The sequence below is a fragment of the Caulobacter sp. GW821-FHT10E02 genome (assembly GCF_059415225.1).
On the sequence record NZ_JBWKMV010000002.1, the window covers coordinates 452,912 to 478,323 of the forward strand.

Annotated in this window: 19 protein-coding genes; 10 read left to right on the forward strand and 9 right to left on the reverse strand. The window is 69.3% G+C overall.

Annotation, left to right across the window (positions count from 1 at the left end; translation table 11 throughout):
• The first annotated feature begins 28 nt into the window (after positions 1-28).
• The 3 genes from AC07NI_RS11885 to lpxK are packed head-to-tail and all read left to right on the forward strand — an operon-like array spanning position 29 to position 3,257.
• Positions 29-1,027 (forward strand): cation diffusion facilitator family transporter, encoded by a 999-nt coding sequence (locus AC07NI_RS11885; protein WP_494619006.1) that lies wholly within the window; start codon positions 29-31, stop codon positions 1,025-1,027.
• A complete protein-coding gene (locus AC07NI_RS11890; RefSeq protein WP_494620522.1) occupies positions 997-2,253 on the forward strand; it encodes a 3-deoxy-D-manno-octulosonic acid transferase in 1,257 nt (418 codons plus the stop codon). Before AC07NI_RS11885 ends, AC07NI_RS11890 begins: the two co-directional genes overlap by 31 nt.
• Positions 2,250-3,257 carry a tetraacyldisaccharide 4'-kinase gene (lpxK, locus tag AC07NI_RS11895; RefSeq protein WP_494619007.1) on the forward strand — a complete coding sequence of 336 codons (1,008 nt, stop codon included), beginning with the start codon at positions 2,250-2,252 and terminating at the stop codon, positions 3,255-3,257. The genes AC07NI_RS11890 and lpxK overlap by 4 nt, the downstream gene beginning before the upstream one ends.
• 1 nt (position 3,258) lies before the next feature.
• On the opposite strand, the gene AC07NI_RS11900 is transcribed toward lpxK, so the two are convergent.
• The 3 genes from AC07NI_RS11900 to purD form a co-directional block, all read right to left on the reverse strand.
• Entirely contained in the window at positions 3,259-4,545 is a 1,287-nt protein-coding gene (locus tag AC07NI_RS11900; protein WP_494619008.1) for a metal-dependent hydrolase family protein, read from the reverse strand.
• 5 nt (positions 4,546-4,550) lie between these two features.
• Entirely contained in the window at positions 4,551-5,633 is a 1,083-nt protein-coding gene (locus AC07NI_RS11905) for a phosphotransferase (protein WP_494619009.1), read from the reverse strand.
• A gap of 62 nt (positions 5,634-5,695) precedes the next feature.
• The gene (gene purD, locus AC07NI_RS11910) at positions 5,696-6,979 is read right to left on the reverse strand and encodes a phosphoribosylamine--glycine ligase (protein WP_494619010.1); all 1,284 of its coding nucleotides are present in this window, start codon (positions 6,977-6,979) and stop codon (positions 5,696-5,698) included.
• 112 nt (positions 6,980-7,091) lie between these two features.
• Here purD and AC07NI_RS11915 point away from each other — a divergent pair, with 112 nt between their 5' ends.
• The 3 genes from AC07NI_RS11915 to AC07NI_RS11925 all read left to right on the forward strand — a co-directional run bounded on the left by AC07NI_RS11915 (position 7,092) and on the right by AC07NI_RS11925 (position 10,346).
• Positions 7,092-7,775 carry a DUF2306 domain-containing protein gene (locus tag AC07NI_RS11915; protein ID WP_494619011.1) on the forward strand — a complete coding sequence of 228 codons (684 nt, stop codon included), beginning with the start codon at positions 7,092-7,094 and terminating at the stop codon, positions 7,773-7,775.
• A 23-nt stretch (positions 7,776-7,798) separates the two neighbouring features.
• On the forward strand, positions 7,799-8,599 hold the full coding sequence (locus AC07NI_RS11920; protein ID WP_494619013.1) for a LytTR family DNA-binding domain-containing protein: 801 nt from the start codon (positions 7,799-7,801) through the stop codon (positions 8,597-8,599).
• Between the two features lie 112 nt (positions 8,600-8,711).
• Positions 8,712-10,346: an ATP-binding protein gene (locus AC07NI_RS11925; RefSeq protein ID WP_494619016.1), complete on the forward strand. Its 1,635-nt coding sequence runs from the start codon at positions 8,712-8,714 to the stop codon at positions 10,344-10,346.
• Here the strand turns inward: AC07NI_RS11925 and phoB are convergent.
• From phoB to pstC, 5 genes are read right to left on the reverse strand one after another with little or no spacing between them, the layout of a single operon-like run.
• Positions 10,343-11,035: a phosphate regulon transcriptional regulator PhoB gene (phoB, locus tag AC07NI_RS11930; protein ID WP_492102126.1), complete on the reverse strand. Its 693-nt coding sequence runs from the start codon at positions 11,033-11,035 to the stop codon at positions 10,343-10,345. The two genes, AC07NI_RS11925 and phoB, sit on opposite strands and share 4 nt — an antisense overlap.
• Positions 11,036-11,055: 20 nt before the next feature.
• The gene (gene phoU, locus AC07NI_RS11935; protein ID WP_494619019.1) at positions 11,056-11,748 is read right to left on the reverse strand and encodes a phosphate signaling complex protein PhoU; all 693 of its coding nucleotides are present in this window, start codon (positions 11,746-11,748) and stop codon (positions 11,056-11,058) included.
• A 16-nt stretch (positions 11,749-11,764) separates the two neighbouring features.
• Complete coding sequence (gene pstB / locus AC07NI_RS11940) at positions 11,765-12,610, reverse strand: phosphate ABC transporter ATP-binding protein PstB (RefSeq protein ID WP_494619021.1); 846 nt, start codon at positions 12,608-12,610, stop codon at positions 11,765-11,767.
• Positions 12,611-12,668: 58 nt separating this feature from the next.
• Positions 12,669-13,967: a phosphate ABC transporter permease PstA gene (pstA, locus tag AC07NI_RS11945; RefSeq protein WP_494619023.1), complete on the reverse strand. Its 1,299-nt coding sequence runs from the start codon at positions 13,965-13,967 to the stop codon at positions 12,669-12,671.
• Positions 13,960-15,393 carry a phosphate ABC transporter permease subunit PstC gene (pstC, locus tag AC07NI_RS11950; RefSeq protein ID WP_494619024.1) on the reverse strand — a complete coding sequence of 478 codons (1,434 nt, stop codon included), beginning with the start codon at positions 15,391-15,393 and terminating at the stop codon, positions 13,960-13,962. The genes pstA and pstC overlap by 8 nt, the downstream gene beginning before the upstream one ends.
• Positions 15,394-15,781: 388 nt before the next feature.
• Between pstC and AC07NI_RS11955 the strand changes: the two genes are divergently transcribed.
• On the forward strand, positions 15,782-17,473 hold the full coding sequence (locus AC07NI_RS11955) for a methyl-accepting chemotaxis protein (RefSeq protein ID WP_494619026.1): 1,692 nt from the start codon (positions 15,782-15,784) through the stop codon (positions 17,471-17,473).
• Here AC07NI_RS11955 and AC07NI_RS11960 read toward each other — a convergent pair.
• On the reverse strand, positions 17,470-18,882 hold the full coding sequence (locus AC07NI_RS11960; RefSeq protein WP_494619030.1) for a sensor histidine kinase: 1,413 nt from the start codon (positions 18,880-18,882) through the stop codon (positions 17,470-17,472). The genes AC07NI_RS11955 and AC07NI_RS11960 overlap by 4 nt on opposite strands.
• Before the next feature lie 161 nt (positions 18,883-19,043).
• Between AC07NI_RS11960 and AC07NI_RS11965 the strand changes: the two genes are divergently transcribed.
• From AC07NI_RS11965 to AC07NI_RS11975, 3 genes are all read left to right on the forward strand, one after another.
• Positions 19,044-22,301 (forward strand): autotransporter outer membrane beta-barrel domain-containing protein, encoded by a 3,258-nt coding sequence (locus AC07NI_RS11965; protein ID WP_494619032.1) that lies wholly within the window; start codon positions 19,044-19,046, stop codon positions 22,299-22,301.
• Between the two features lie 265 nt (positions 22,302-22,566).
• The gene (locus AC07NI_RS11970) at positions 22,567-24,030 is read left to right on the forward strand and encodes an OprO/OprP family phosphate-selective porin (RefSeq protein ID WP_494619034.1); all 1,464 of its coding nucleotides are present in this window, start codon (positions 22,567-22,569) and stop codon (positions 24,028-24,030) included.
• A gap of 86 nt (positions 24,031-24,116) precedes the next feature.
• Positions 24,117-25,154 carry a sulfate ABC transporter substrate-binding protein gene (locus AC07NI_RS11975; protein ID WP_494619036.1) on the forward strand — a complete coding sequence of 346 codons (1,038 nt, stop codon included), beginning with the start codon at positions 24,117-24,119 and terminating at the stop codon, positions 25,152-25,154.
• The last annotated feature ends 258 nt before the right edge of the window (positions 25,155-25,412 follow it).

The following is a 25,412-nucleotide window of genomic DNA, read 5'->3' on the forward strand; positions in this document are numbered from 1 at the left end:
ACCCGCCCTTGGTGGGATGTAGGGCCCCATGCCGCACAATCACGACCATGCGCACGATCACAGCCACGACCATGACCACCACGGTCATGATCATGAGCACGGCCATGGCCATCACCACGGTCACGGGCACCATGGCCACAGCCACGCGCCGAAGGACTTCGGCCGCGCCTTCGCGATCGGCACGGCGCTGAACCTGGGCTTCGTCGTGGTCGAGGCCGGCGCCGGCCTGATGACCCACTCGCTGGCCCTGCTGGCCGACGCCGGCCACAACCTGTCGGACGTCCTGGGCCTGCTGCTGGCCTGGGGCGCGGCCGTGCTGGCCAAGCGCGCCCCCAGCGCCCGCCGCACCTATGGCCTGCGCAAGGGCACCATCCTGGCCTCGCTGGGCAACGCCGCCCTGCTGCTGGTCGCGGTCGGGGCCATCGCCTGGGAAGCCATCCGCCGCTTCAGCACGCCCGAGCCGATCCAGACCGGCGAGGTGATGATCGTCGCCGCCATCGGCATCGTCATCAACACCGCCACGGCCCTGATGTTCATGAAGGGCAGCAAGGACGACCTGAACGTCCGTGGGGCCTTCCTGCACATGGCCGCCGACGCCGGCGTCTCGGCGGGTGTCGTGGTCGCCGCCTTCGCCATGGGCGTCACCGGCTGGCTGTGGCTGGACCCGGTGGTCAGCCTGGCCATTGTCGTCGTGATCGTGCTGGGCACCTGGGGCCTGCTGCGCGACTCGCTGGACATGGCCCTGGACGCCGCCCCGCGCGGCATCGACACCGGCAAGGTCCGCGCGTGGTTGGCGGCGCGTCCGGGCGTCAGCGAGGTCCACGACCTGCACATCTGGGCGATGAGCACGACGGAAACGGCCATGACCGCCCACGTCGTCCGTCCGCTGGGCGACGACCACGACCAGTTCCTGCATGACGCGTGCTCGGAGCTGGCCGCCAAGTTCAAGATCGGCCACGTCACCATCCAGGTCGAGACCAGCCACGGCGCGCACGGCTGCGCCCTGGCGCCCGAAGGCGTGGTGTGACCCTGTCCCTGGGCCTCTACCGGGCCGCCACGGGCCTACTGGAGCCCCTCGTCCCCAGCCTGCTGGCCGGCCGCGCCCGCAAGGGCAAGGAGGACCCCGCGCGGATCGCCGAGCGTCTCGGCCGCGCGCAGGTCGTGCGTCCCGACGGCCCGCTGGTCTGGCTGCACGGCGCCAGCGTCGGCGAGAGCCTCTCCATCCTGCCGCTGGTCGAGCGTCTGCGAGCTGAACGCCCCGAGGTCACCGTGCTGGTCACCTCCGGCACCACCACCTCGGCCGCCCTGCTGGCCAAGCGCCTGCCGCCGGGCGCGATCCACCAGTACGTCCCGGTCGACGCCCCCGGCGCGGCGCGGCGGTTCATCGCCCGCTGGAGGCCGTCCCTCGCCGTCTTCGTCGAGAGCGAGCTGTGGCCGAACCTGCTGCTGGAAGCCAAAGCCGCTGGTGTGCGGCTGGCTCTGGTCTCGGCCAAGCTGTCGGATCGTAGCTTCGCGAGCTGGAAGAAGCGCCCGGACGCCGCGCGGAAGCTGCTGTCGGGCTTCGACCTGATCCTGACCCAGGACACGCGGGCCCACGAACGCTTCGAGGCCCTGGGCGGCAAGGTCGCCGGCGAGGCTGACCTGAAGTTCGGCGCCGCGCCGTTGCCGACCACGGCTAGCGACGTCAGCTTCGACCGCCCCCCGCTGCTGATCGCCAGCACCCATCCGGGCGAGGACGAGATCGCCCTAAACGCCATCGCCGCCCTCCCCGATCGCCCGCCGGTGATCCTGGCCCCGCGCCATGTCGAGCGCGGCCCGGCCATCGTCGCGCTGGCCAAGGCCCGAGGCCTCTCCGCCGCGTTGCGCAGTCAAGTGCGCTACCAGGCTGCCGACATCCTGGTCGCCGACACCCTGGGCGAGATGGGCCTGTGGTTCCGCCTGGCCGGGACCTCGGTCATCGCCGGCAGCCTTGTCGAGGGCATCGGCGGCCACAATCCACTGGAGGCCGCGCGCCTGGACTGCCCGGCGATCAGCGGCCCGTTCGTCGAGAACTGGACCTCGGCCTTCGCCGGCCTGGAAGCCGCCGACGGCGTGGTCATGACGACGCCCGACAAGCTCCGTGACGCGATCGCCGCCGACCTCGCCGATCCCGCCGCCGCCAAGGCTCGCGCCGCCCGCGCCCGCGCCTATGTCGACACCCGTGACGCCGAGGCCCGCGCTGGCCTCTCCCGCATCCTTGAGCTGGTTCCATGAAACTCGGCACGCCCCGCTGGTGGTACGTGAAGAGCGGCGGCCCCGCCCCGCTGACCCGCGCCCTGCTGACTCCGCTGTCGTGGCTGTGGGCCGACGCCACCCGCCGCCGCATCGCCCGCACGACGCCGGCCATCATCGGCGCGCCGGTGATCTGCGTCGGCAATGTCACCATGGGCGGGGCGGGCAAGACCCCGATCGTCCGCGAGCTGCTGCTGACCCTGACCCAGCGCGGCGTCAACGCCCACGGCCTGTCGCGCGGCTATGGCGGCAAGCTGAAGGGCCCGACCCAGGTCGACACCTCCCGCCACACGGCCAAGGACGTCGGCGACGAGCCGCTGATGCTGGCCCAGGACTTCCCGATGTGGGTGGCGGTGGATCGCGTCGCCGGGGCCAAGGCCGCGACCAGCTGGGGCGCCCAGGCCATCGTCATGGACGACGGCCACCAGAACCCCAGCGTCCGCAAGGCCCTGTCGCTGGTCGTGGTCGACGGCGAGACGCGCGGCGGCGAGTGGCCGTTCGGCGACGGCCGCGTCTTCCCCGCCGGCCCGATGCGCGAACCGCTGAAGGTCGGGCTGTCGCGCGCCGACGCGGTGATCGTGCTGCTGCCGGTCGACATGCCCCAGCCCGACTTCGACCTGCTGGTCGAGTTCGGCGACATGCCGGTGCTGGTCGCGCGCCTGGAGGCCGCCGCGCCCGTGCCCAAAGGCCCGCAGGTCGGCTTCGCCGGCATCGGCAAGCCCTGGAAGGTCGAGAAGGCCCTGACCGCCGCCGGCTGCCAGCTGGTCGACTTCGCCCCGTTCCCCGATCACGGGGAATACGACGAGAGCACCCTGAAGATGCTGGAGAGCCGCGCCGAAGCCTATGGCGCGGGTCTCGTCACGACCGAGAAGGACTGGGTCCGCCTGCCGGCCAAGTGGCGCGAGAAGGTCACGCCCTGGCCGGTCCGCGCGCGCTTCGACGACATGGCCGCCGTCGAAGAGCTGCTGGCGAAGGCGGGGCTGTAGCCTACTTGTAGACCACCCCGCCCTTGATCACCGACGTCACGTGCTGCAGCACCGTCACGTCGCTCAAGGGATCGCCCTTCACCGCGATCAGGTCCGCCGACTTGCCGGGGGCCAGGCTGCCGATCTCGCTGCTCAGCGAGAAGTGATCCGCCGCATTGACCGTCGCCGTCTGGATCGCCTCCAGCGGCGTCAGACCCGCCTTGACCAGCAGGGCGAACTCGCCGGCGTTGTCGCCGTGGGCCGAAACGCCGGTGTCGGTGCCGAAGGCGATCTTGACCCCGCCCTGGTGGGCGCGGCGGGCCATGTCGATCATCTTCGGACCGGCCTCCAGGGCCTTGGCCGTCTGGGCGGGGGTCAGGAAGTTGTTCGGCCCCGAGGCCACGCGATAGACGAAGTCGCCGGCCATCAGGGTCGGGACCAGATAGGCGCCGCTCTTCTTGAAGAGGGCGATGCTGTCGTTGTCGAGATAGGTGCCGTGCTCGATCGAGTCGCCGCCGGCCCGCAGGAAGCTGTTGATGCCGTCGGTCCCGTGGGCGTGGGCGGTGACCTTGCGGCCCATGCGGTGGGCGGCGTCGACGATGGCCTTCAGCTCGTCGTCCGAGAACTGCTGGCCCAGGCCCGCGGCGGTGTTGGAGAGCACCCCGCCGGTGGCGGTGATCTTGATGATGTCGGCGCCCAGCCAGACCTGCTCGCGCGTGGCCCGGCGGCAGTCGTCGGCGCCCGAACACACCGAGGTCGGCCGCAACACGTGCATGACCTCTTCGGCGTAGCCGTTGACGTCGGCGTGGCCGCCGTGGATCGACACAGCCGAGCCGGCGGCGATGATCCGGGGACCAGGCACGTCGCCGCGCTTGATGCCATCACGCAGGGCGAAGATCGCCTTGTTGTCGGCCCCGAGGTCGGCGACCGTCGTGAAGCCGGCCATCAGCGTCTTGCGGGCGAAGCCGGCCCCGACCAGGGCCTCATCGGCCGGGCCACGCGTGACGGCGTTGAGCCGCGAATTGGGGCTCTGCTCGTGGGTCAGGTGCACATGGCTGTCGATCAGGCCCGGCAGGACGAAGCTGTCCTTCAGGTCGACCACCTTGCCGCCCGGCTCGGCGACATAGCCGTCGACGATCCTGGTGACCTTGCCGTTCTCCAGCACCAGGGTCTTGGCCGTCTCGACCTTGCCGGTGGCCGGATCGGCCAGCAGCTTGCCGGCTTGTACGAACACGGTCTCGGCATACGCGACGCCGGACAACGCCCCGGCGATCGCCAGAGCGCAGACGCCCGTCAGCAGCTTCTTCATTCGGACTAGGCCCCCGCCTTCTGCGCGAACGACCAGGCCCCCTTGGCCAGGATCGGCACGCGCGCTTCCATCAGCTGCGCATGGGCGCTGGCGGCGGTGCCGTCACGGACGCGACCGACGATGCCCTGGCAGATGCCGGCCAGTCTGAAGAGGTTGTAGGCGAAATACCAGTCCAGCTCGGGCAGGCCGTCGCGGCCGGTGGCCTTGCAGTAGCGTTCGACCGCCTCGGGGATGGTCGGCACGCCGTAGCTGTCCAGGTCGTCGATGCCCGACAGGCCGCCGCGCTGGTCGGACGGCATCACCCAGTTCATCAGGAAATAGCTGAAGTCGGCCAGCGGATTGCCCAGAGTCGACAGCTCCCAGTCCAGCACGGCGATCACGCGCGGCTCGGTCGGGTGCAGGATCATGTTGTCCAGACGGTAGTCGCCGTGGACGATCGAGGTCTTGTCATCGACCGGGCAGCTCTTGGGCAGCCAGTCGATCAGCTGGTCCATCTCGGCGATGGTCGTGGTCTCGGACGCCTTGTACTGCTTGGTCCAGCGGTCGATCTGGCGGGCGAAATAGTTGCCGGGCTTGCCGTAGTCGCCCAGGCCCACGGCCTCGTAGTCGACGTTATGCAGGGCCGCCAGGGTGTCGATCTGGGCCTCGTAGATCGCCCGGCGCTCGGCGGGCTGGTAGTCCGGCAGGGTGCCGTCCCACAGGATCCGGCCTTCGACGTTCTCCATCACGTAGAAGATCGTGCCGATGACGTCCTCGTCCATGCACAGGGCATAGGCCTGGGCGACGGGGAAGTCGGCCTTGTTCAGGCCCGAGATCACCTTGTACTCGCGGTCGACGGCGTGGGCGCTGGGCAGCAGCTTGCCCGGCGGCTTGCGGCGCAGGACATAGCGCTTGGCCGGCGTGACCAGCTGGTAGGTCGGGTTGGACTGGCCGCCCTTGAACTGGCGCACCTCCAGCGGCCCGGCATAGCCCTCGACATGGGCCTCCAGCCAGGCGGCCAGCTTGGCCTCGTCGATCGCGTGGCGCGGGTCGACGGGCTTGGTGCCGGAGTTCAGGTCCTGGGCGGACTGTTCGGCGGCTTCGGCCATGGCGCTTCTCCCCAACGCTTGTTTGAACGGGGAGTTTAGAGGCAGACGCGCGCGGCGCAACCCTACCGCTGCGACAGCGCCCGCCAGCCGATGTCGGTGCGGTAGAAGCCGCCTTCCAGGCTGATCGTCCCCAGCGCGGCATAGGCCACGTCGCGGGCCTCGTGCAGGGTCGCGCCCAGGGCGCAGACGTTCAGCACGCGGCCGCCCGAGGCCACCAGACGGCCCTCGAACTCGCGCGCCGTGCCGGCGTGGAAGACCACGGCCTCGTTGCCGAAGTCGGCGTCGGCGCCCTGGATCCGGCCGCCGGTCTTGGGGGCGTCGGGATAGCCTTCGGCGGCCAGGACCACGCAGATGGCGGCTTCCTCGCGCCACTTGGGCGGCTCGGCCGAGGCCAGCTCGCCCTTGGCGGCCGCCAGCAGGATCGGGACGATGTCGCTCTCCAGGCGCAGCATCAGGGTCTGGCACTCGGGGTCGCCGAAGCGGGCGTTGTATTCCACCAGCTTCGGACCGGTCGGGGTCAGCATCAGCCCGGCATAGAGCACGCCGACATACGGATTGCCCTCGGCGGCCATGCCCTCGACGGTCGGCACGATCAGCTCGCGCCAGGCCTGGTCGATCAGGACGTCGGTCAGGACGGGCGGCGGCGAATAGGTGCCCATGCCGCCGGTATTGGGACCTTCGTCGCCGTCATAGGCGCGCTTGTGGTCCTGAGCCGCGCCGAACAGCACGGCCGTCTTGCCGTCGGAGAGCGCGAACAGCGAGGCCTCCTCGCCGTGCATGAACTCCTCGATCACCACCCGGGCGCCGGCCGAGCCGAAGCGGCCGCCCAGCATGTCGACCACGGCGGCGTCGGCCTCGGCGCGGGTCGCGGCGATGACCACGCCCTTGCCGGCCGCCAGGCCGTCGGCCTTGATCACGAACGGCGCTTCCAGGGTGTCGAGGAAGGCCCCGGCCGCAGCCGCGTCCTCGAACACGCCATAGGCCGCCGTCGGCAGGCCGTGGCGTTGGCAGAAGTCCTTGGTGAAGGCCTTGGAGGTCTCCAGCTGCGCGGCGCGCTGCGAGCCACCGAAGCAGGGAATGCCGGCGACGGCCAGCTTGTCGGCCAGACCGACCTCCAGCGCCGATTCCGGGCCGACCACGACGAGGTCCGCGCCGATCTCCTGGGCCAGGGCCACCAGGCCGTCGGCGTCGGTGACCTTGACCGCCCGCAGCTCGGCGACAGCTTCGATGCCCGGATTGCCCGGGGCGGCGACGAGGCGGCCGCACAGCGGCGACTGGGCGATCTTCCAGGCCAGGGCGTGCTCGCGCCCGCCGGACCCGACGAGGAGGATAGTCAGCTTTTCCATGAACGCGGGGTGTGGCGTGCGCGGGGGCCGGGGTCAAGCCATTCACCCCTCCGCGCCGTCGTTCGCCCCTAGCCGGTGGCGCGGCGGCGGCCGGCCGGCCTTGATGGCCGCCATGGACACGCTCTTCTCCCCCGCTCTCGCCCTGCACGTCGCCTGCGGCTTCGCTCTTGTCGCCATCGGCCTGATCCCGATCCTGACCCGCAAGGGCTCGCGCCTGCATCGCTGGTCGGGGCGGACCTTCGTCGGGCTGATGAGCCTGTTGCTCGCCGCCGCCTGGGTGATGACGGCGCTGCACTTCAACGCCTATTTCGCGGCCCTGTCGGCGACGGCGACGATCACGCTCTTCTCCGGGGTCCGGGTGCTGGGGCGCAAGCGCCCGGACCTGGATTCTCGCCAACGGGCCAAGCCCCTGGACTGGGCCGTCACCCTGGCCCTGGTCGGGATCGGCGCCTGGGTGCTGGTCCTGGTGCTCACCGGCCAGACCGGGAACAAGGCGGCGGTCAGCGCGGCCCTGGTCTATGCGGCCTTCACCTATGGCGGCTGGGACCTGTGGCGGTTCAGCCGTCCGACGGCCTGGCCTTTTTCCGCCAACCTCTGGACCTATGAGCACCTGGTGAAGATGTTGAGCGCCTATGGTGCGGTGATCAGCGCCTTCTCGGGTAACTTCCTGACCTTCCTGCCCACGCCATGGAGCCAGCTCTGGCCAACCTTGTTGTTTCAGCCGATGGCCGCGATCTGGATCACGGTCCTGGTCCTGCGCCACCGCCGCCGCCAGCGCGCGTTCGCCGCCGCCTGAGCGCGATCTCGACGGCTGCCTGGATGTGGGCGTTCACCGCCTATGCCTGGGCGATGACCACGGTCTGCGCGGCCTGGTTCGCCCGGCGGTTCGCCAGTGACGTCGGCGTGCCCGAGTCGCTGGTCTGGCAGGGCGGGATCTATGCCGCCTGGCTGCCGGCGGCGGGGATCGTCTGGCTGCTGCTGCGCCGCTACGGCACCGGAGCCATCGGCCTGCTGGCGCTCTATCAGGCCGGCGTGCTGGTCGTGCCGCTGGAGGCCCTGATCTCCAGCGGGATCGACATGGCCTTCCTGTCGGGCGGCGACCTGGCGGTGCGGACCCTGTCCAAGCTGCCGATCGCCCTGCTGCTCTACACCGCCATCATCGCCATCGGCCTGGCCGCCGCCAATCACCAGCGGGCGCGCGAGGAGAAGGCTCGCGCCCGCGCGCTGGAGACCGCCCTCGGCGAGGCGCGCCAGGCCCTGGAGCAGGCCGCCCTGGCCGCGCCCGAGCGTCCGGGCCGACGGCTGATGGTCATGGCCGGTTCGCGCCGCGTACCGGTGGCCCTGGACGAGATCGAGTGGTTCGGCGCGGCCGACAACTATGTCGTCGTCCACTGGGCCGGCCGCGAGGGCCTGCTGCGCGCCACCCTGCAGAGCCTGGAGGGCTGGCTGGACCCGCGCGTGTTCGCCCGCTGCCACCGCTCGACCCTGGTCAATCTGGCGCGGGTGCGCGAGACCCAGCCGCTGTCGGACGGCTCCTGGCGCCTGACCCTGGACAGCGGAGCCGAGCTGGTGACCAGCCGCACCTATCGCGACGACCTGCTGGCGCGACTGGGGCGCTGACCTCAACCGTCCCGTCAGCAACCGTTTGCAACCATGCGGCCTAATGTCCCGCTTGGCCGGATCGGCCGTGGCCAAGCTTGTCAGCGCTATCGGCTGCTCTTTTAACGAGCAGATGGCCGCAGATCACGACCACCCGCTCCAAACGCCCGCCCCCGACACCTCGCACCCGACCAAGGCCCTGCATTCCCGCGCCTTCCTCGACGCCGTGGTCGAGAGCGTGCCGGCCATGCTGGTGGTCAAGAACGGCAAGGACGGCCGCTTCGTGCTGGTCAACCGCGCCGGCGAGGAGCTGCTGGGCGTGCCGCGCGAGGCCCTGCTGGGCCGCAACGACGCCGACTTCTTCCCCGCCGACCAGGCCGCCTTCTTCGCCGAGATGGACCGCAAGGTGCTGGACAGCGACCGCGTCTGGGTGATCGACGAAGAGCCGCTGAAGACCCCGCACAACGGCGACCGCTGGCTGCAGACCAAGAAGATCGCCATCCCCGGCGAGGGCGACGAGAAGCTGCTGCTGATCATCAGCGAGGACATCACCGAGCGGAAGCAGTCGGCCGCCGCCCTTGAGGCCGCGCTGCAGAGCGCCCAGGCCGCCAGCATCGCCAAGTCCGAATTCCTGGCCAATATGAGCCACGAGATCCGCACGCCGCTGAACGGCGTGCTGGGCATGGCCCAGGTCCTGGCCCAGACCGAGCTGACCGACCGCCAGCGCGAGATGATGGACGTGATCCTGGGCTCGGGCCAGGCGCTCAACGCCCTGCTCAGCGGCATTCTCGATCTCGCCAAGATCGAGGCCGGCGAGGTCGAACTGGAGACCGCGCCGTTCGGCCTGCGCGAGGACCTGACGGCCGCCGCCGCCACCTTCGAGGGCCTGGCCCACCAGAAGGGCCTGACCTTCTCGCTGGACTTCGCCGAGGGCTTCCACGACCGCGCGGTCGGCGACGCCCTGAAGATCGGCCAGATCGTCAACAACCTGGTCAGCAACGCGGTGAAGTTCACCTGCGAGGGCGCGGTGGCGGTAAGAGCCTCGACGCGTGAGACCGACGACGGCGCGATCGTGCTGGAGGTCGAGGTCCAGGACTCCGGCGAGGGCTTCGCCCCCGAGGTCCGCGACAGCCTGTTCGAACGCTTCGTCCAGGGCGACGGCTCGATCACCCGCCGCTTCGGCGGCTCGGGCCTGGGCCTGAACATCGCCCTGCGCTTCGCCAAGCTGATGAACGGCGACATCACCTGCGACTCGACGCCGGGCCAGGGCGCGACCTTCCGCTTCACCGCCCGCCTGGCGAAGGCGGAGGCCGAAGCGCCCGCGCCCATTCGCCGACCCACGCCCGCGCCGTCGGCCGGGCGTCTGCGCGTGTTGCTGGCCGAGGATCACCCGACCAACCAGCGCGTCGTCGAGCTGATGCTGGGCGAGATCGCCGACCTGGTCGTGGCCGAGAACGGCGCGATCGCCCTGGAGGCGTTCGACAGCCAGCCGTTCGACATCGTGCTGATGGACACCCAGATGCCGGTCATGGACGGGCTGACGGCGATCCGCGCCATCCGGGCCCGCGAACAGACCGCTGGCGGCGGGCGCATCCCGATCATCTCGCTGACCGCCAACGCCATGCCGCATCAGGTCGAGGCCTGCCTGGAGGCGGGCGCCGACCTGCACCTTGCCAAGCCGATCACGGTGACCGGCCTGTTCGAGAGCATCGCGGCGGCCGCAGACCTCGCCGCCCAGGCGGACGAGGAGCGGCCCGCCCGGCCTTAAGCCGCGTCCAGGTCCAGCGAGTAGCCCGCCGAACGGACCGTGCGGATGGGGTCGCCGTCCGAGGTGCCGTTCAGGGCCTTGCGCAGGCGGCCGATGTGGACGTCGACCGTGCGGGCCTCGACATAGACGTCCGAGCCCCAGACGGCGTCCAGCAGCTGTTCGCGGCTGAACACCCGGCCCGGGTGCTGCATCAGGTAGTCGAGCAGGCGGAACTCGGTCGGGCCGAGGTGGATTTCCTTGCCGTTCCGCTTCACGCGGTGGGCGACCCGGTCGATGATGATGTCGCCGACCGTGATGCGGTCGTCGGCCAGGCCCGGGCGGATCCGACGCAGCACCGCGCGGACGCGGGCCGTCAGCTCGACCATCGAGAACGGCTTGACCACATAGTCGTCGGCGCCGGTGTCGAGGCCGCGGATGCGGTCGCTCTCTTCACCACGGGCCGTCAGCATGATGATCGGCACGTTGCGGGTTTCCGACCGACCGCGCAGGCGGCGGCAGACCTCGATGCCCGAGACCTTCGGCAGCATCCAGTCGAGGATGACCAGGTCCGGGGCCCGCTCGTTGGCCATGATCAGGGCTTCCTCGCCATCTCCGGCCACGCCAACGCGATAGCCTTCCTTGTCGAGGTTGTAGTGCAGCAGGGTGGCCAGGGCGTCTTCGTCCTCGACCACCAGAACGTACGGAGTCACTTCAGGCTGCCTCTAGATGATTACTGCGAGAGCACGTCCAGCTTCGGGCGCTGCGAGATCAGCTCGTCGCCCGTCAGCTCGAAGTGGATGATTTCAGCGATGTTGGTGGCGTGGTCACCGATGCGCTCGAGGTTCTTGGCCACGAACAGCAGATGAGCGCAGGCGTTGATCGTGCGCGGGTCGCCCATCATGTAGGTGAGCAGTTCGCGGAAGATCGAGTTGTAGTGCTCGTCGACTTCCTCGTCGCGGCTCCACACGCCGATGGCGCGTTGCAGGTCCGAGGTCGTGTAGGCGTCCAGCACGTCCTTCAGGCGGCCTTGCACCAGGCGGCCCATGCGCTCGATCGAGCGGGTCAGGGCCGTCATCGGGTCGGCTTCGGTCAGGATCAGCGCGCGCTTGGCGATGTTCTTGGCCATGTCGCCGCAGCGCTCGAGGCTCATCGAGATCTTCAGCGCGGCCACCGAGTGGCGCAGGTCCACGGCCATCGGCTGGCGCAGGGCGATGAGTTTGAAGGCCTTGCGCTCGATCTCGGCCTGCAGGATGTCCAGGCGCTCGTCGCCGGCGACCACGGCCTGGGCCAGCGGGCCGTCGCGGCGGGCGATGGCGACGATGCAGTCGGCCACCTGGCTCTCGACCAGGCCGCCCATGCGGGTGACCTCGGCCGTGAGGTGGGCCAGCTCTTCGCCGTACGACTTGACGGTATGTTCGGTCATCTCGTGATCCCTCCGCTTAGCCGAAGCGGCCGGTGATGTAGTCTTGCGTGCGGCTGTCGCGAGGATTGGTGAACATCTCCTCGGTCGGGCCGCTCTCGACCAGCTTGCCGAGGTGGAAGAAGGCCGTGCGCTGCGAGACGCGGGCCGCCTGGGCCATCGAGTGGGTGACGATGACGATGCAGAACTGGCTGCGCAGCTCGTCGATCAGCTCCTCGATCTTGGCGGTGGCGATCGGGTCGAGGGCCGAGCAGGGCTCGTCCATCAGGATCACTTCCGGCGACACGGCGATCGCGCGGGCGATCACGAGGCGCTGCTGCTGGCCGCCCGACAGGCCGGTGCCCGGCTGATGCAGGCGGTCGGCGACTTCGTTCCAGAGACCGGCCTTCTTGAGGCTGCTCTCGACGATGGCTTCCAGCTCGGCCTTGCCGCCGGTGGCCAAGCCGTGGATGCGCGGGCCGTAGGCGACGTTCTCGAAGATGGTCTTCGGGAAGGGGTTCGGCTTCTGGAACACCATGCCGACGCGCGAGCGCAGGACCACCGGGTCGACGCTCTTGAGATTGACGTCATTGCCGTCGATCTCGATCGAGCCTTCGACGCGGGCCGAGGGGATGGTGTCGTTCATGCGGTTGATGCAGCGCAGGAACGTCGACTTGCCGCAGCCCGACGGGCCGATGAAGGCGGTGACCGACTTGGCCGGGATGTCGATGTTGACGTCGAACAGCGCCTGCTTCTCGCCGTAGAAGACCTTGACGTCGCGCGCCTTGATCTTGGCCTCGCCGACCGAGGCGGCGGCGTGGGCGTGCGGCACGGTGGTGTGGATCACCGGCGTGTGGGCGGAGTCGTCGGGGCTTTGGACGGTCATGGCGTGTCCACGAAGAAGGGGCGAAGCGTTGGGGTTCAGGATCTGGGTCATGTGAAACCTACCAGCGGCGTTCGAAGCGGCGGCGCAGGATGACGGCCGCGGCGTTCATGACGATCATGAAGACGAGCAGGACGATGATGGCGGCGGCCGTGCGTTCGTGGAAGGCCCGCTCGGAAGCGTTCTCCCAGATGAACACCTGGACCGGCAGCACGGTGGCCGCGCCGGTGAAGCCTTCCGGCACGCCGGGCACGAACGAGACCATGCCGATCATCAGCAGCGGCGCCGTTTCGCCCAGGGCGTGGGCCAGCGACAGGATGGCGCCGGTCATCACGCCGGGCATGGCCAGCGGCAGCACGTGGTGGAAGACCGTCTGGGTCTTGGACGCGCCGACGCCGAGGGCGGCTTCGCGGATCGAGGGCGGCACGGCCTTCAGCGCCGAGCGGGTGGCGATGATCACGGTCGGCAGGGCCATCAGGGCCAGCACCAGGCCGCCGACCAGCGGCGACGAGCGCGGCACGTGCAGCCAGTTGATGAACAGGGCCAGGCCCAGCAGGCCGTAGACGATCGACGGCACGGCGGCGAGGTTGTTGATGTTGACCTCGATGATGTCCGTCCAGCGGTTCTTCGGGGCGAACTCTTCCAGGTAGGTGGCGGCCATCACGCCGACCGGCACCGCGATCATGGCGGTGATGATCAGCATCATCGCCGAACCGACCACCGCGCCCAGCACGCCGGCCTGTTCAGGCTCGGTCGAGTCGGAGTTGGTGAAGAAGGCGAAGTTGAAGCCCGACTTCACCGAGCCGTCCTTCTGGAGCTTGTCCAGCCAGTCCAGCTGCTGGTTGTCCAGCTTGCGGTCGCCCTCGGCGGTGGCGCGCTTGATCTCGCCCTTGAAGTAGAGGTCGGCGTCGGCCTTCAGCGGGCCGGTCACGGTGACCGTCTTGCCGATCAGCGACTGGTCGGCCTTCAGCTTGTTCAGCAGCTGGAAGCCGAAGTCGCGCGACAACAGGTCCTGGACCTTGCCCGAGGTGGTGCCCAGGTCGTCGTCCTGGACGCCCAGCTTCTTCATCATCGCCTCGGCGACGATGTAGTCGTAGTTGACGCCCGAGAGGTCCGAGCGGTCGATGCGCTCCGGGTTCAGATAGACCGGCACGCTGAGCGTGTGGGTTTCGAAGGTCGTGTAGCCCTGGGCCACGATACGACCGACCAGCACCACCAGGAAGATCAGCGCGACGATGATCGCGGCCAGACCCTGGGCCTTGAAGGTGCGTTCTGCGGCATGGCGCTTCTTCAGCCGGGCTTCCATGGCTGTCGAGGCGGCGGAGCGCGGGTTGGCCGCGCCGAGGGTCGCGTCAGTCATATTGTTCCCGGTACTTCTGGACGATGCGCAGGGCGATGATGTTCAGGCACAGGGTCACCACGAACAGGGTGAGGCCCAGGCCGAAGGCCGACAGCGTTTTCGGGCTATCGAATTCCTGGTCGCCGGTGAGCAGGGTGACGATCTGGACGGTGACGGTCGTCACCGTGTCGAGCGGGTTGACGGTCATCTTGGCCTGGAGGCCCGCCGCCATGGTCACGATCATGGTCTCGCCGACGGCGCGGGACACGGCCAGCAGCATGGCGGCCATGATGCCCGGCAGGGCGGCCGGCAGGACGACCTTCTTGACCGTCTCCGACTTGGTGGCGCCCATCGCGTAGCTGCCGTCGCGCAGGGACTGCGGCACCGAGTTGATGATGTCGTCCGACAGCGAGGAGACGAACGGGATCAGCATGATCCCCATCACCACCCCGGCCACCAGGGCCATCTGGTTCTGGACTTCCATCAGGTAGGTGGCCAGCGGGCCGGCCGGCAGGGCCGCGCCGATGGCGTTGAAGCCGGCGCGGAACAGCGGGCCCACCGTCAGGGCGGCGAAGAAACCGTAGACCACGGTCGGGACGCCGGCCAGGATCTCCAGCAGCGGCTTGACCACGCCGCGCGTGGTGCGGCTGGCGTATTCCGACAGGTAGATCGCCGAGTAGAGGCCGACCGGGGCCGCCACCAGCATGGCCAGGAACATGATCAGGAAGGTGCCGGCGAATAGCGGCACGGCCCCGAACGCACCCGCCGAGGCGACCTGGTCGGCGCGCATGGCGATCTGCGGGCTCCACTCGGTGCCGAACAGGAACGAGATCGGGTTGACGCTCTGGAAGAAGCGCCAGCTCTCCCAGACCAGCGAGAGCACGATGCCCAGGGTGGTCAGGACCGCCGCGATCGAGCAGGCCAGCAGCAGGATGCTGGTCCAGCCCTCGACCCGGTTGCGGGCGCGGAAGTCGGCGCTGATGCGCGGGAAGGCCAGCAGGAAGCCGGCCAGGGCCAGCACGCCGGCGCCGGCCAGCATGCCGACGTTCAGGACCGTCTCGATGCGCCGGGCCTCGGCGACCTTGGCGTCCAGGGCGACCTTCAGGTCACCTTCGTAGGTGACTTCCGACGGCGCCTGCTTGGCCGCGATCGCGTGGGCGTCGCTGAAGAAGACGTTCTGCCGGTCCTTGTCCAGGACCTGGATGGCCGCCGGACGCGTGGACTGCAGCATCGCATCCTCGATGCGACCGCCGAACGCGGCGCCCAGCAGCAGCAGGAGCGCTGCGGGGATGCCGGCCCACAGGGCCGCGTAGGTCCCGTAGTAGTCCGGCAGGGAGTGGAGGACGCGGGCGCGGCCTCCGGCGGCGGTCACTGCGCGGCGGCGTCCGGCGGCGAAAGCCAAGCCGGAAAACAGCGCCAGGACGATAAGCGAGAGCCAGGTCAGCATGCGTGAGGCTAATCTTGCGGCAAGTGTGTCGAAGGCCCCGCAGGATCGCGCGCCTTCCCCCGTGGAAATCTATGACCGCCGGGCGCTGTGCTTATGCGACGGTTATATGACAGTTTGACGACAGCGCCCGGCCCAAACCCTACCGGAGCGTCCGACCGAGGATCACTGGACCCTGCTGGACGATATGTCGCACGGGTTTCGAGCTCTACCAGAAATAGTCATTTCCCGTGATCATTCAAATATTTGACCCGAACGGTGCGAGGCCTTCCGGCCCCTCGCCCCCAGACCGGGGATTCCGCATACCGGCGGTTCAGGAGTTGTTGACGGCCGCAACCGTCAGTGTCGTCCCGCCTCGCAACCGCAACTCAGAAGGAGTCGTGACGGCGTCATGTTCAAGCGTTCGCAAGCCCGCGCTCAGGAGACCCTGGCCGCGCTCGACAAGTCGTTGGCGACGATCGAATTCGACCCGAGCGGCAAGATCCTCTCGGCCAACGCCAATTTCTGCGCCGCCATGGGCTATCGGCTCGACGAGATCGTCGGCCGGCACCACAGCCTGTTCGTCGACCCGGCCTACGCCGCCAGCGAGGAGTACGCCGCCTTCTGGCGCAAGCTCGGTCGCGGCGAGTTCGACGCCAAGGAATATCTGCGCGTGGGGCGCGGCGGGGCCGAGGTCTGGATCCAGGCTTCCTACAACCCGATCCGCAACGGGCGCGGCAAGGTCGTGCGCATCGTCAAGGTCGCCTCGGTGATCACCGAGCAGAAGCGCAAGGCGGCCGAAGAGTACGGCAAGATGGAAGCCATCAGCCGCGCCCAGGCCGTGATCGAGTTCACGCCGGACGGCGAGATCCTGACCGCCAACGAGAACTTCCTGGCCGCCGTCGGCTATTCGCTGAGCGAGATCCAGGGCCGTCATCACCGGATGTTCGTCGAGCCGACCTATGCCGCCTCGCCCGACTACGTGCAGTTCTGGAAGCGCCTGAACAGCGGCGAGTTCCTGGCGGACGAGTTCAAGCGCATGGGCAAGGGCGGCCGCGAGGTGTGGATCCAGGCCTCGTACAACCCGATCTTCGACCACAAGCGCCGCATCGCCAAGGTCGTGAAGTTCGCCACCGTGGTCACCGGCCGCGTCCACGCCGTGCGTGAGATCGCCGCCGGCCTGGAGCACCTGGCCAACAACGACCTGACCTATCGCATCGACGTCCCCGTGGCCCCGCAGTTCGACAAGGTGCGCGGCGACTTCAACACCGCCATGGCGTCGCTGGACGAGGCGCTGGGCGTCGTGGCCCACGCCACGCAAGGCGTCGGGGCCGGGGCCCACGAGATCTCGCTGGCCTCCGACGACCTGTCGCGCCGCACCGAGCAGCAGGCCGCCAGCCTGGAAGAGACCGCCGCGGCGCTCGACGAGATCACCGCCACGGTCAACCGCGCCGCCGAGGGCGCCAAGCTGGCCTCGGCCACCGCCACCGCCGCCCGCGCCGACGCCGCCCGCTCGGGCGAGATCGTCAGCGACGCCGTGGCCGCCATGGGCGAGATCGAGGCCAGCTCGACCAAGATCACCAGCATCATCGGGGTAATCGACGAGATCGCCTTCCAGACCAACCTGCTGGCGCTGAACGCCGGGGTCGAGGCGGCCCGCGCGGGCGAGGCCGGTCGCGGCTTCGCCGTGGTCGCCTCCGAAGTGCGAGCTCTCGCCCAGCGCTCCGCCGAGGCGGCCAAGGAGATCAAGGCCCTGATCGCCAGCAGCACCGCCCAGGTGGCGCGCGGCGTGCGGCTGGTCGGCGACACCGGCGAGGCGCTGTCGACCATCGTCGGCCGGGTCGGCCAGATCGACGGCCTGATCTCCGAGATCGCCCAGTCGGCCCGCGAGCAGGCCACAGGCCTCTCGGAGGTCAATTCGGCGGTCAACCAGATGGATCAGGTCACCCAGCGCAACGCCGCCATGGTCGAGGAGGCCAACGCGGCCTCCGCCAGCCTGCAGACCGAGGCGGCCGAACTGGCCCGGCTGGTCTCGCGGTTCTCGACCAGCGCCACCGACGCACGCTTCACGGCGAGCGCGGCGCCGATGCGGCGGGCCGGTTAGGCTTCCGTGACCACGGGCGGGGCCGGAGCGACTTCGGCCCCGGCCTTGGCCATCGGCAAGTAGACCCCGAAGGTCGCGCCTTCGCCTTGGACGCTCTCAACCGTCAGCCCGCCCCGGTGGCGGTTCATGATGTGCTTGACGATGGCCAGGCCCAGGCCCGTGCCCGAGCGGTCGCCGCTCTTCTGGCCCTCGACGCGATAGAAGCGTTCGGTCAGGCGCGGCAGGTGCTCGCGCGCCAGGCCCGGCCCCCGGTCGGTGACCCGCAGCACCGCGTAGCGCTCGGCCGTGTCGTGGTCCGGGGTCAGCAGCGACATGCGCGAGGCGGCCGGATCGCGGGCGGCGGCGGCGGCCTCGGCGGTCAGGCCGGGGAAGATCTCGATCCGCACCGTGCCGCCCTTGGGCGTGTACTTGATGGCGTTGTCGATCAGGTTCTGGACCACCTGGATGATCTGGTCGCGGTCGCCATCGACCACGGCGCCCCCGCGCGGCGGCAGGACCGGGTCGAAGGACACCTGCTTCTCGCGGGCCTGCGGGGCCAGGGCGTCGATGACGTCGACGGCGGCCATGGCCAGGTCCACCCGGCCCAGCGGCGCGATGTGCTCGTTCAGCTCGATCCGCGACAGGCTCATCAGGTCGTCGATCAGGCGCGACATCCGCTCGGCCTGGGCCAGCATGATGGCCAGGAACTTGTCGCGAGCGCCCGGATCGTCCTTGGCGTGGCCGCGCAGGGTCTCGATGAAGCCCGACAGCGAGGCCAGCGGCGTACGCAGCTCATGGCTGGCGTTGGCCAGGAAGTCGGCGCGGGTGCGCTCGCTCCGGCGGGCGTCGGTCTCGTCGCGCAGGGCCAGCAGGGCCAGGCGCGAACGGCCGCCGGTCTCGCGCAGCGGCCGGGCATAGGCCAGCCAGGCCCGGCCTTGCGTCCCGCCGGTCTCGAACTCGGCCACGCCTTGGACGCCGCCGAACAAGGCCTCGTCCACGGCCTCCAGCACGCGCGGATTGCGCACGGCGGTGACCAGCAGGCCGCCCTGGGCCTGGATCTTGAACAGCTCGCGCGCGGCGGCGTTGGCGAACAGGAAGCGGCGGCCGGTCAGGTCGTCGGCCTCTTCCGCCGCGATCACCATCAAGGGATCGGGCAGGCGGTCCAGGATCGCGGCGAACGGCGGCGCGTCCTCGTCGGCGGCGAGGGCCTGGGCCGTCCCCGAGATCGGCGAGGTCATGGCCCGATCCAGCCGGCGCAGGCTCATGAACCCGGCCAGGGCCGCGACCAAGCCGGCCAGCAGGGCCGGACCCAGCTCCGCCGCGCCGGTGGCGGCCAGGCCCAATATGGCCGCTGGCCCCACGATTACGGGCCAGAAGACGCGTAGCGAGACGCTGTCATGTCTGTCCGGGGGCGTCTGAGCCAGCGGCATGGGAAGACTCTTCGATTCAAGCGAGAGGCGATTCGTCGATCCAGATATGGCGCCCCGCCATGCCATGCGATAGACGGTTGGCGCCTTAGTACGTGTCACGAGCGGGACTCACCGCAATTTCGCCGCATCGTGACTCGAATTAATGCGCCGGTTTCTATGGGGTGTCGTTCGTAATGCAGCGCAAGGTCCTGGTCGCGACGGTCGCGGCCGCTCCTCTTCTGGCCATGGGTTTCGCCGTGTCGGCGGAAACCACGGTGACCACCGCGCGGACGACGCCGATCGCCACCAGCACGGCTACGGGCTCGGCGGCCGATGACGTCCGGATCACCGCCGACGGCTCGATCAAGCCGGGCGCCCCGGGCGCGATCGTCACGCTGGACAGCAACAACAAGGTGGTCAACGCCGGCACCCTGCAGGCCACGGGCCAGAGCAACAGCGTCGGCGTGCTGGTCATCGGCGGCAAGACGGGCTCGCTGACCAACTCGCTCGCGATCACGCTGGACGAGGACTACACGCCGACCGACACCGATTCGGACGGCGACCTGGACGGCGCGTTCGCCCAAGGGTCCAACCGCTACGGCATCCGGCTGACCAACGCCGGCGCCTTCACCGGCGACATCATCAACGACGGCACCGGCACGATCACGATCGAGGGCAACAACTCGGCCGGCATCCTGCTGGAAGGCCCGGTGGTCGGCAACGTCACCCACCTGGGCGCGATCAACGTCACCGGCGACAACGGCTACGGCGTGCGCATCGCCGCCCCGGTCACCGGCAAGGTGACGCTGGGCGGCTCGACCACGGTGCAGGGCGCGGGCTCGGTCGCCCAGGCCATCGACGCCAACATCAACGGCGCCCTGGTCCTGCAAGGCAGCGCCACCGCCACCGGCTATCGCTACACCTCGCGCCCGACCACGGTCGACGCGCTGGGCAAGCTGGACGCCGACGACCTGCTGCAGGGCGGCCCGGCCGTCCGCATCGCCGGCGACGTGACCGGCGGCGTGCTGATGCAAGGCACGAACTATTCGAGCAAGGTCGGCACGGACGGCACCACCGTCAACACGACGATCACCTCCAGCAACACCGGCTCGTCCAGCATCAGCGTCTTCGGCTCGGCCCCGGCGCTGCAGATCGGCTCGGCGACGCAGAACGTCACCCTGGGCGCGGTCGGCGCCGGCGACCTGGCCTATGGCCTGGTGGCCAAGGGCGCGATCGCGGCGGCCGGCGTCTATAACGGCGTCACCGCCACCGGCGTCTCGATCGGCGCGGGCGGCGGCAAGACCACCACCATCGTCGGCGGCGTCCGCAACGACGGCACGGTCGCGGTCACCACCTACGAAGCCGACTCCACGGGCCTGATCCTGAACGCCGGCGCCAGCGTGGGCGAAATCCTGAACCGCGGCTCGATCTCGGCCAGCGCGGCCTCGTTCGCCAGTTCGGGCGTCACCGCCACCGCGCGGGCCCTGGTGCTGGGCGCGGGCTCGACCACGACCGCGATCACCAACAGCGGCGCCCTGGTCGCCACGCGCACCGGCGAGACCGGCGACGCCGTGGTCATCCTCGACCAGGCCGGCACGCTGAAGACCATCACCAACACTGGCTCGATCCGCGCCACGCTGACGGCGCCCGGCTTCAAGGCCGACGGCACCACGGCGACGACCACCGCCACCGGCCAGGCGATCGCCCTGGACCTGCGGGCCAACAATTCGGGCGTGACCTTCACCCAGAAGGGTCCGACCGACTACACCTCGACCACGACCTTCCCCAGCACCGACACGGTCACCAGCGCCGACACCACGACCACCACCGTCGCGCCGGTCACGGTCGGCGACGTGCTGTTCGGTGGCGGCAACGACACGCTGAACCTGTGGAGCGGCACCCTGGTGGGCGCCATGTCGTTCGGCGCGGGCCAGGACCGCCTGTCGATCGACGGCGGCGCCGTGGCCCTGGGCAAGCTGACCGACAGCGACGGCAAGCTGGACATCGCCGTCGCCAACGGCAGCCTGGGCATCGTCAACACCGACACCATCAACGTCACCAGCCTGACGGTCGGCGACAAGGGCAAGATCCTGTTCTCGGCCGACCCGGCCGCCGGCGTGAACACCAAGCTGGTCGTCTCGGGCGCCACCAACATCGCCACCGGCGCCGAGCTGGGCATCCGCCTGGCCAACCTGGTCAAGCAGCCCACCACCTTCACGGTGATCCAGGGCAACAACATCAATGTCGGCACGATCGGCTCGGGCCTGCTGGCCCAGGCGCCGTTCATGTACGCGGCCACCAGCCGCGCCGACGCCAACAACGTCTATATCGACGTACGCCAGAAGACCGCCGCCGAGATCGGCCTGAACCGCGCCGAGACCTCGGCCTATGACGCGGTCTACCAGGCGCTGGGCAAGGACTCGGCCCTGGCCGGCACGTTCCTGAACCAGACCACGCGCGACGCCTATCGCGACCTCTACGACCAGATGCTGCCCGACCAGGGCGAGGGCATGTTCGCGGCCCTGCAATCGGTCAACCAGCAGATCTCGGCCGCCACCATGTTCCGCCCCGATCCGGGCGACCGCTATGGCCCCGACAGCATCTGGGTGCAGGAAATCACCTCGCTGACCCGCCGCGACACCGGCCAGACCCTGGGTTCGGACACCCAGGCGTTCGGCTTCGTCGCCGGCTATGAAGCCATGGGCGACGCCGGCGGCGCGCTGGGCCTGACCCTGGCCTATACCAGCGTCGAGGAACACGACACCGTCGCCAAGGTCGGCGAGCAGACCACGGCCTCGTTCATCCAGACCGGCGCCTACTGGCGTCGTTCGATCGGCGGCCTGCGCATGAACGCCGGCGGCGGCCTGGGCTATGGCTTCTTCAAGGGCGATCGCCGCTTCATCTCGCCGGACGACAACGCCGACGGCCTGGCCGACCTGATCCTGAAGAACAACGCCGACTGGAAGGGCCTGACGGCCAACGCCTTCGCGGGCGTGGCCTACGAGCAGAAGTTCGGCCGCTTCTTCGCCCGTCCGGAAGGCCGCGTGGACTATGTCTGGCTGCGTGAAGGCAAGCGCGCCGAGACCGGCGGCGGCGACGGCTTCGACCTGACCGTCAACAAGCGCACCTCCAGCAACCTGTCGGGCGAAGTGGGCGTCGTGCTCGGCGCCGACTTCGGCAAGAACGTCTGGTGGCGTCCTGAAGTGCGGGTCGGCTACCGCCAGACCCTGGCCGGCTCGGTCGGCGACACGGTCGCGGCCTTCAAGGGCGGCAACCCCTTCACCCTGGCGGCGCTGAACGACAAGGACGGCGCGGTGACCGCCGGCTTCGCCCTGCGCGCCGGCACGCCGATGTCGTATCTGGGCATCGAAGGCGGCGTCGAAGCCACCAAGAAGCAGAAGCGCTACAACCTGCGCCTCGCCGGCCGGGCGATGTTCTAAGGGCTCAGCGCCCCCTCAAAATCGTCCGAAACCCTCTAAAAGCCGTCCTGGGAAACCAGGGCGGCTTTTTCCGTGAACGGAATGTTTACCGCTTAAGCTTCTGATTACGCTGAAGATTCGCAGCGTATTTCGCGACACTTTGCCGCGCCTCCAGAAAAACTCACGGCCGGTTTTCCTAAATCTCGATTCCGGAGCTAGGGATATTCGTCTTCCCTGGCTCTGCAGGCAGGTCGGCCCGTTATGCGGCGCCGAGAGGGGACTACACATGATGAGCAAGACCCGTTCCGCGTTCCGCGTCGCGTTGATCGCCGGCGCGTCCCTGCTGGCTACGGCCGGCGCCGCTTCCGCCCAGGACGCCGCACCGCGTTCGCCCGAAGAGGCCGAAGCCCGTATCGCCGCCCTGGAAGCCCAACTGGCGACCCTGGCCCAGCAGGTCGCCGACCTGAAGGCCGCGACCGCCGCCAGCCTCAAGGACGTCCGCGCCGCCCAGAGCGCCAACACCGTCAGCATCGCCGCCGGCAAGCCGACCATCGCCTCGGGCGATGGGGCCTTCAGCGCCACGCTCCACGCCGTGATGCAGCTGGACGCCGCGCAGTACTATCAGGACAAGGGCCTTCCGGCCGTGCTGGGCAACGCCCGCGACCTGAACAGCGGCACCAACTTCCGCCGCGCCCGCATCGGCATCGACGGCAAGTTCTACCGGAATTTCGAATACAACGTCCTGCTCGACTTCGGCGGCGCCGGCACCGATGGCCAGGGCACGCTGCAGGAGCTGTGGGTCCAGTACAACTACGCCCCGTTCAAGGTCCGCGTCGGCGCCTTCGCCCCGAACCTGGGCCTGGAAGACGCGGCCTCGACCAACGGCTCGCTGTTCGCCGAGCGCCCGTCGGGTTCGGAACTGGCCCGTGGCCTGGCCGGCGCCGACAAGCGCATCGCCGTGCAGGGCCAGGCCCTGGGCGAGCGCTGGCTGGTCTCGGGCGCGATCACCGGCGCCAAAGCCGGCGACGGCCAGACCTTCGACGAGCAACTGGCCTACCTCGGCCGCGTCGCCTTCGTGCCGCTCAAGGGCTATGACTGGCTAGTCCATGTCGGCGCCAACGCCAGCAAGGTGGTCACCCCGGCCCAGACGGCCGTCGGCGGCGCCTATGGCGTCACCGTCAGCGACCGCGCCGAACTGCGCGTCGACGGCACACAGCTGATCACCACCGGCGCGATCGACGCGGCCAGCGCCCGTCACTTCGGCTTCGAGGCCGCCGCCCAGAAGAGCAACTTCCTGATCCAGGGCGAGTATTTCGACATCGCCATCGACCGCCGCAACGCGGCCGCCGGCGTCACCAATCCGAAGTTCAAGGCCTGGTACGTCGAAGGCTCGTGGGTGCTGACCGGCGAGGCCCGCCGCTACAACGTCAACAACTTCGCGTTCGACGCCCCGGCGATCACCAACCCCTTCGACCTGAAGAAGGGTCAGTGGGGCGCCTGGGAACTGGCCGCGCGCTATTCGGTCTCGGACCTGAACTACCACGAGACCGCGACCCTGGCCGCCGACCGCGTCCGGGGCGGCGACCAGAAGATCGCCACCGTCGGCATCAACTGGTTCCCCAACCCGGTGACCAAGTTCTCGCTGAGCTACTACGACGTCTCGATCGATCGCCTGGATCCGGCCGGCGGCGTTGTCCCGCTCAGCCAGGACTACCAGGTCATCAACTTCCGCAGCCAGTACGCGTTCTGATTTCGAACCCGCCGGCGCGGCGATCAGAACCGTCGCGCCGGTTCCTTATGATCAGGGCCAAAAGACCTCCAGAAAGGACCGTCTCCATGAGCGACTTCACCCAAGCTCCGACCCGCCGAGGCCTGCTGGCCGGCGCCGGCGCGGGCGCCGCGGCCCTGATGGCGGGCGGCCAAGCCTTCGCGCAAGGCAAGCCCGTCACCCTGCTCAACGTCAGCTACGATCCGACGCGCGAGCTCTACAAGGACATCAACGCCGCCTACGCCAAGTACTGGAAGGGCAAGGTCGGCCAGGACCTGGTGATCAACCAGAGCCACGGCGGTTCGGGCAAGCAGGCCCGCTCGGTGATCGACGGCCTGCAGGCCGACGTCGTCACGCTCGCCCTCGCCTACGACATCGACGAAATCGCCGCCAAGGCCAAGCTGCTGCCGGCCAACTGGCAGTCGCGCCTGCCGCAGAACTCGACCCCCTACACCTCGACCATCGTGTTCCTGGTCCGCAAGGGTAACCCCTGGAAGATCAAGGACTGGGGCGACCTGGTGAAGCCGGGCATCGACGTGATCACGCCCAACCCGAAGACCTCTGGCGGCGCGCGCTGGAACTATCTGGCCGCCTGGGCCTGGGCCCTGAAGCAGCCGGGCGGCAACCCCGCCAAGGCCGAGGCCTTCGTGAAGACCCTGTTCGAGCACGTGCCCGTGCTGGACACCGGCGCCCGCGGCGCCACCACCAGCTTCACCCAGCGTGGCCTGGGCGACGTTCTGCTGGCCTGGGAGAACGAGGCCTACCTCGCCCAGGACGAGCTGCCCGGCAAGTTCGACATCGTCTATCCGTCGCTCTCGATCCTGGCCGAGCCGCCGGTCGCCGTGGTCGACAAGAACGTCGACCGCCACAAGACCCGCATCATCGCCGAGGGCTATCTGAACTTCCTGTACAGCCCGCTGGCCCAGGAGCTGATCGCCAAGAACTACTACCGCCCGCGCAACGCCGACGTGGCGGCCAAGTACGCGGCCCGCTTCAAGAAGATCCCGCTGGTGACGATCGACGACACCTTCGGCGGCTGGAAGAAGGCCCAGGCCACGCACTTCAACGACGGCGGCGTGTTCGACCGCATCTACCAACCCAAGTAGTCGGCTCCAGAAGGCCCGTCCGTACCGGGAAGCACGGACGGGTAATCCGGAACCGCGCGGCGAGGATTCCTCCCCTATGCGCCGCGCTCGACGGCGGAGACCCATCGATCGGGTCTCCGCCGTTTTGCTTTTCCGGCGCAGCTTGTGTTGGGAACTCGACACGATCAGGTACGTTGAGCGTCCACGGGGTGGTGGGAGCTTGGCCATAAGCATGGACGACATTTCGGAAACGGCGCACGACGTCGGGCAGGCTACGGC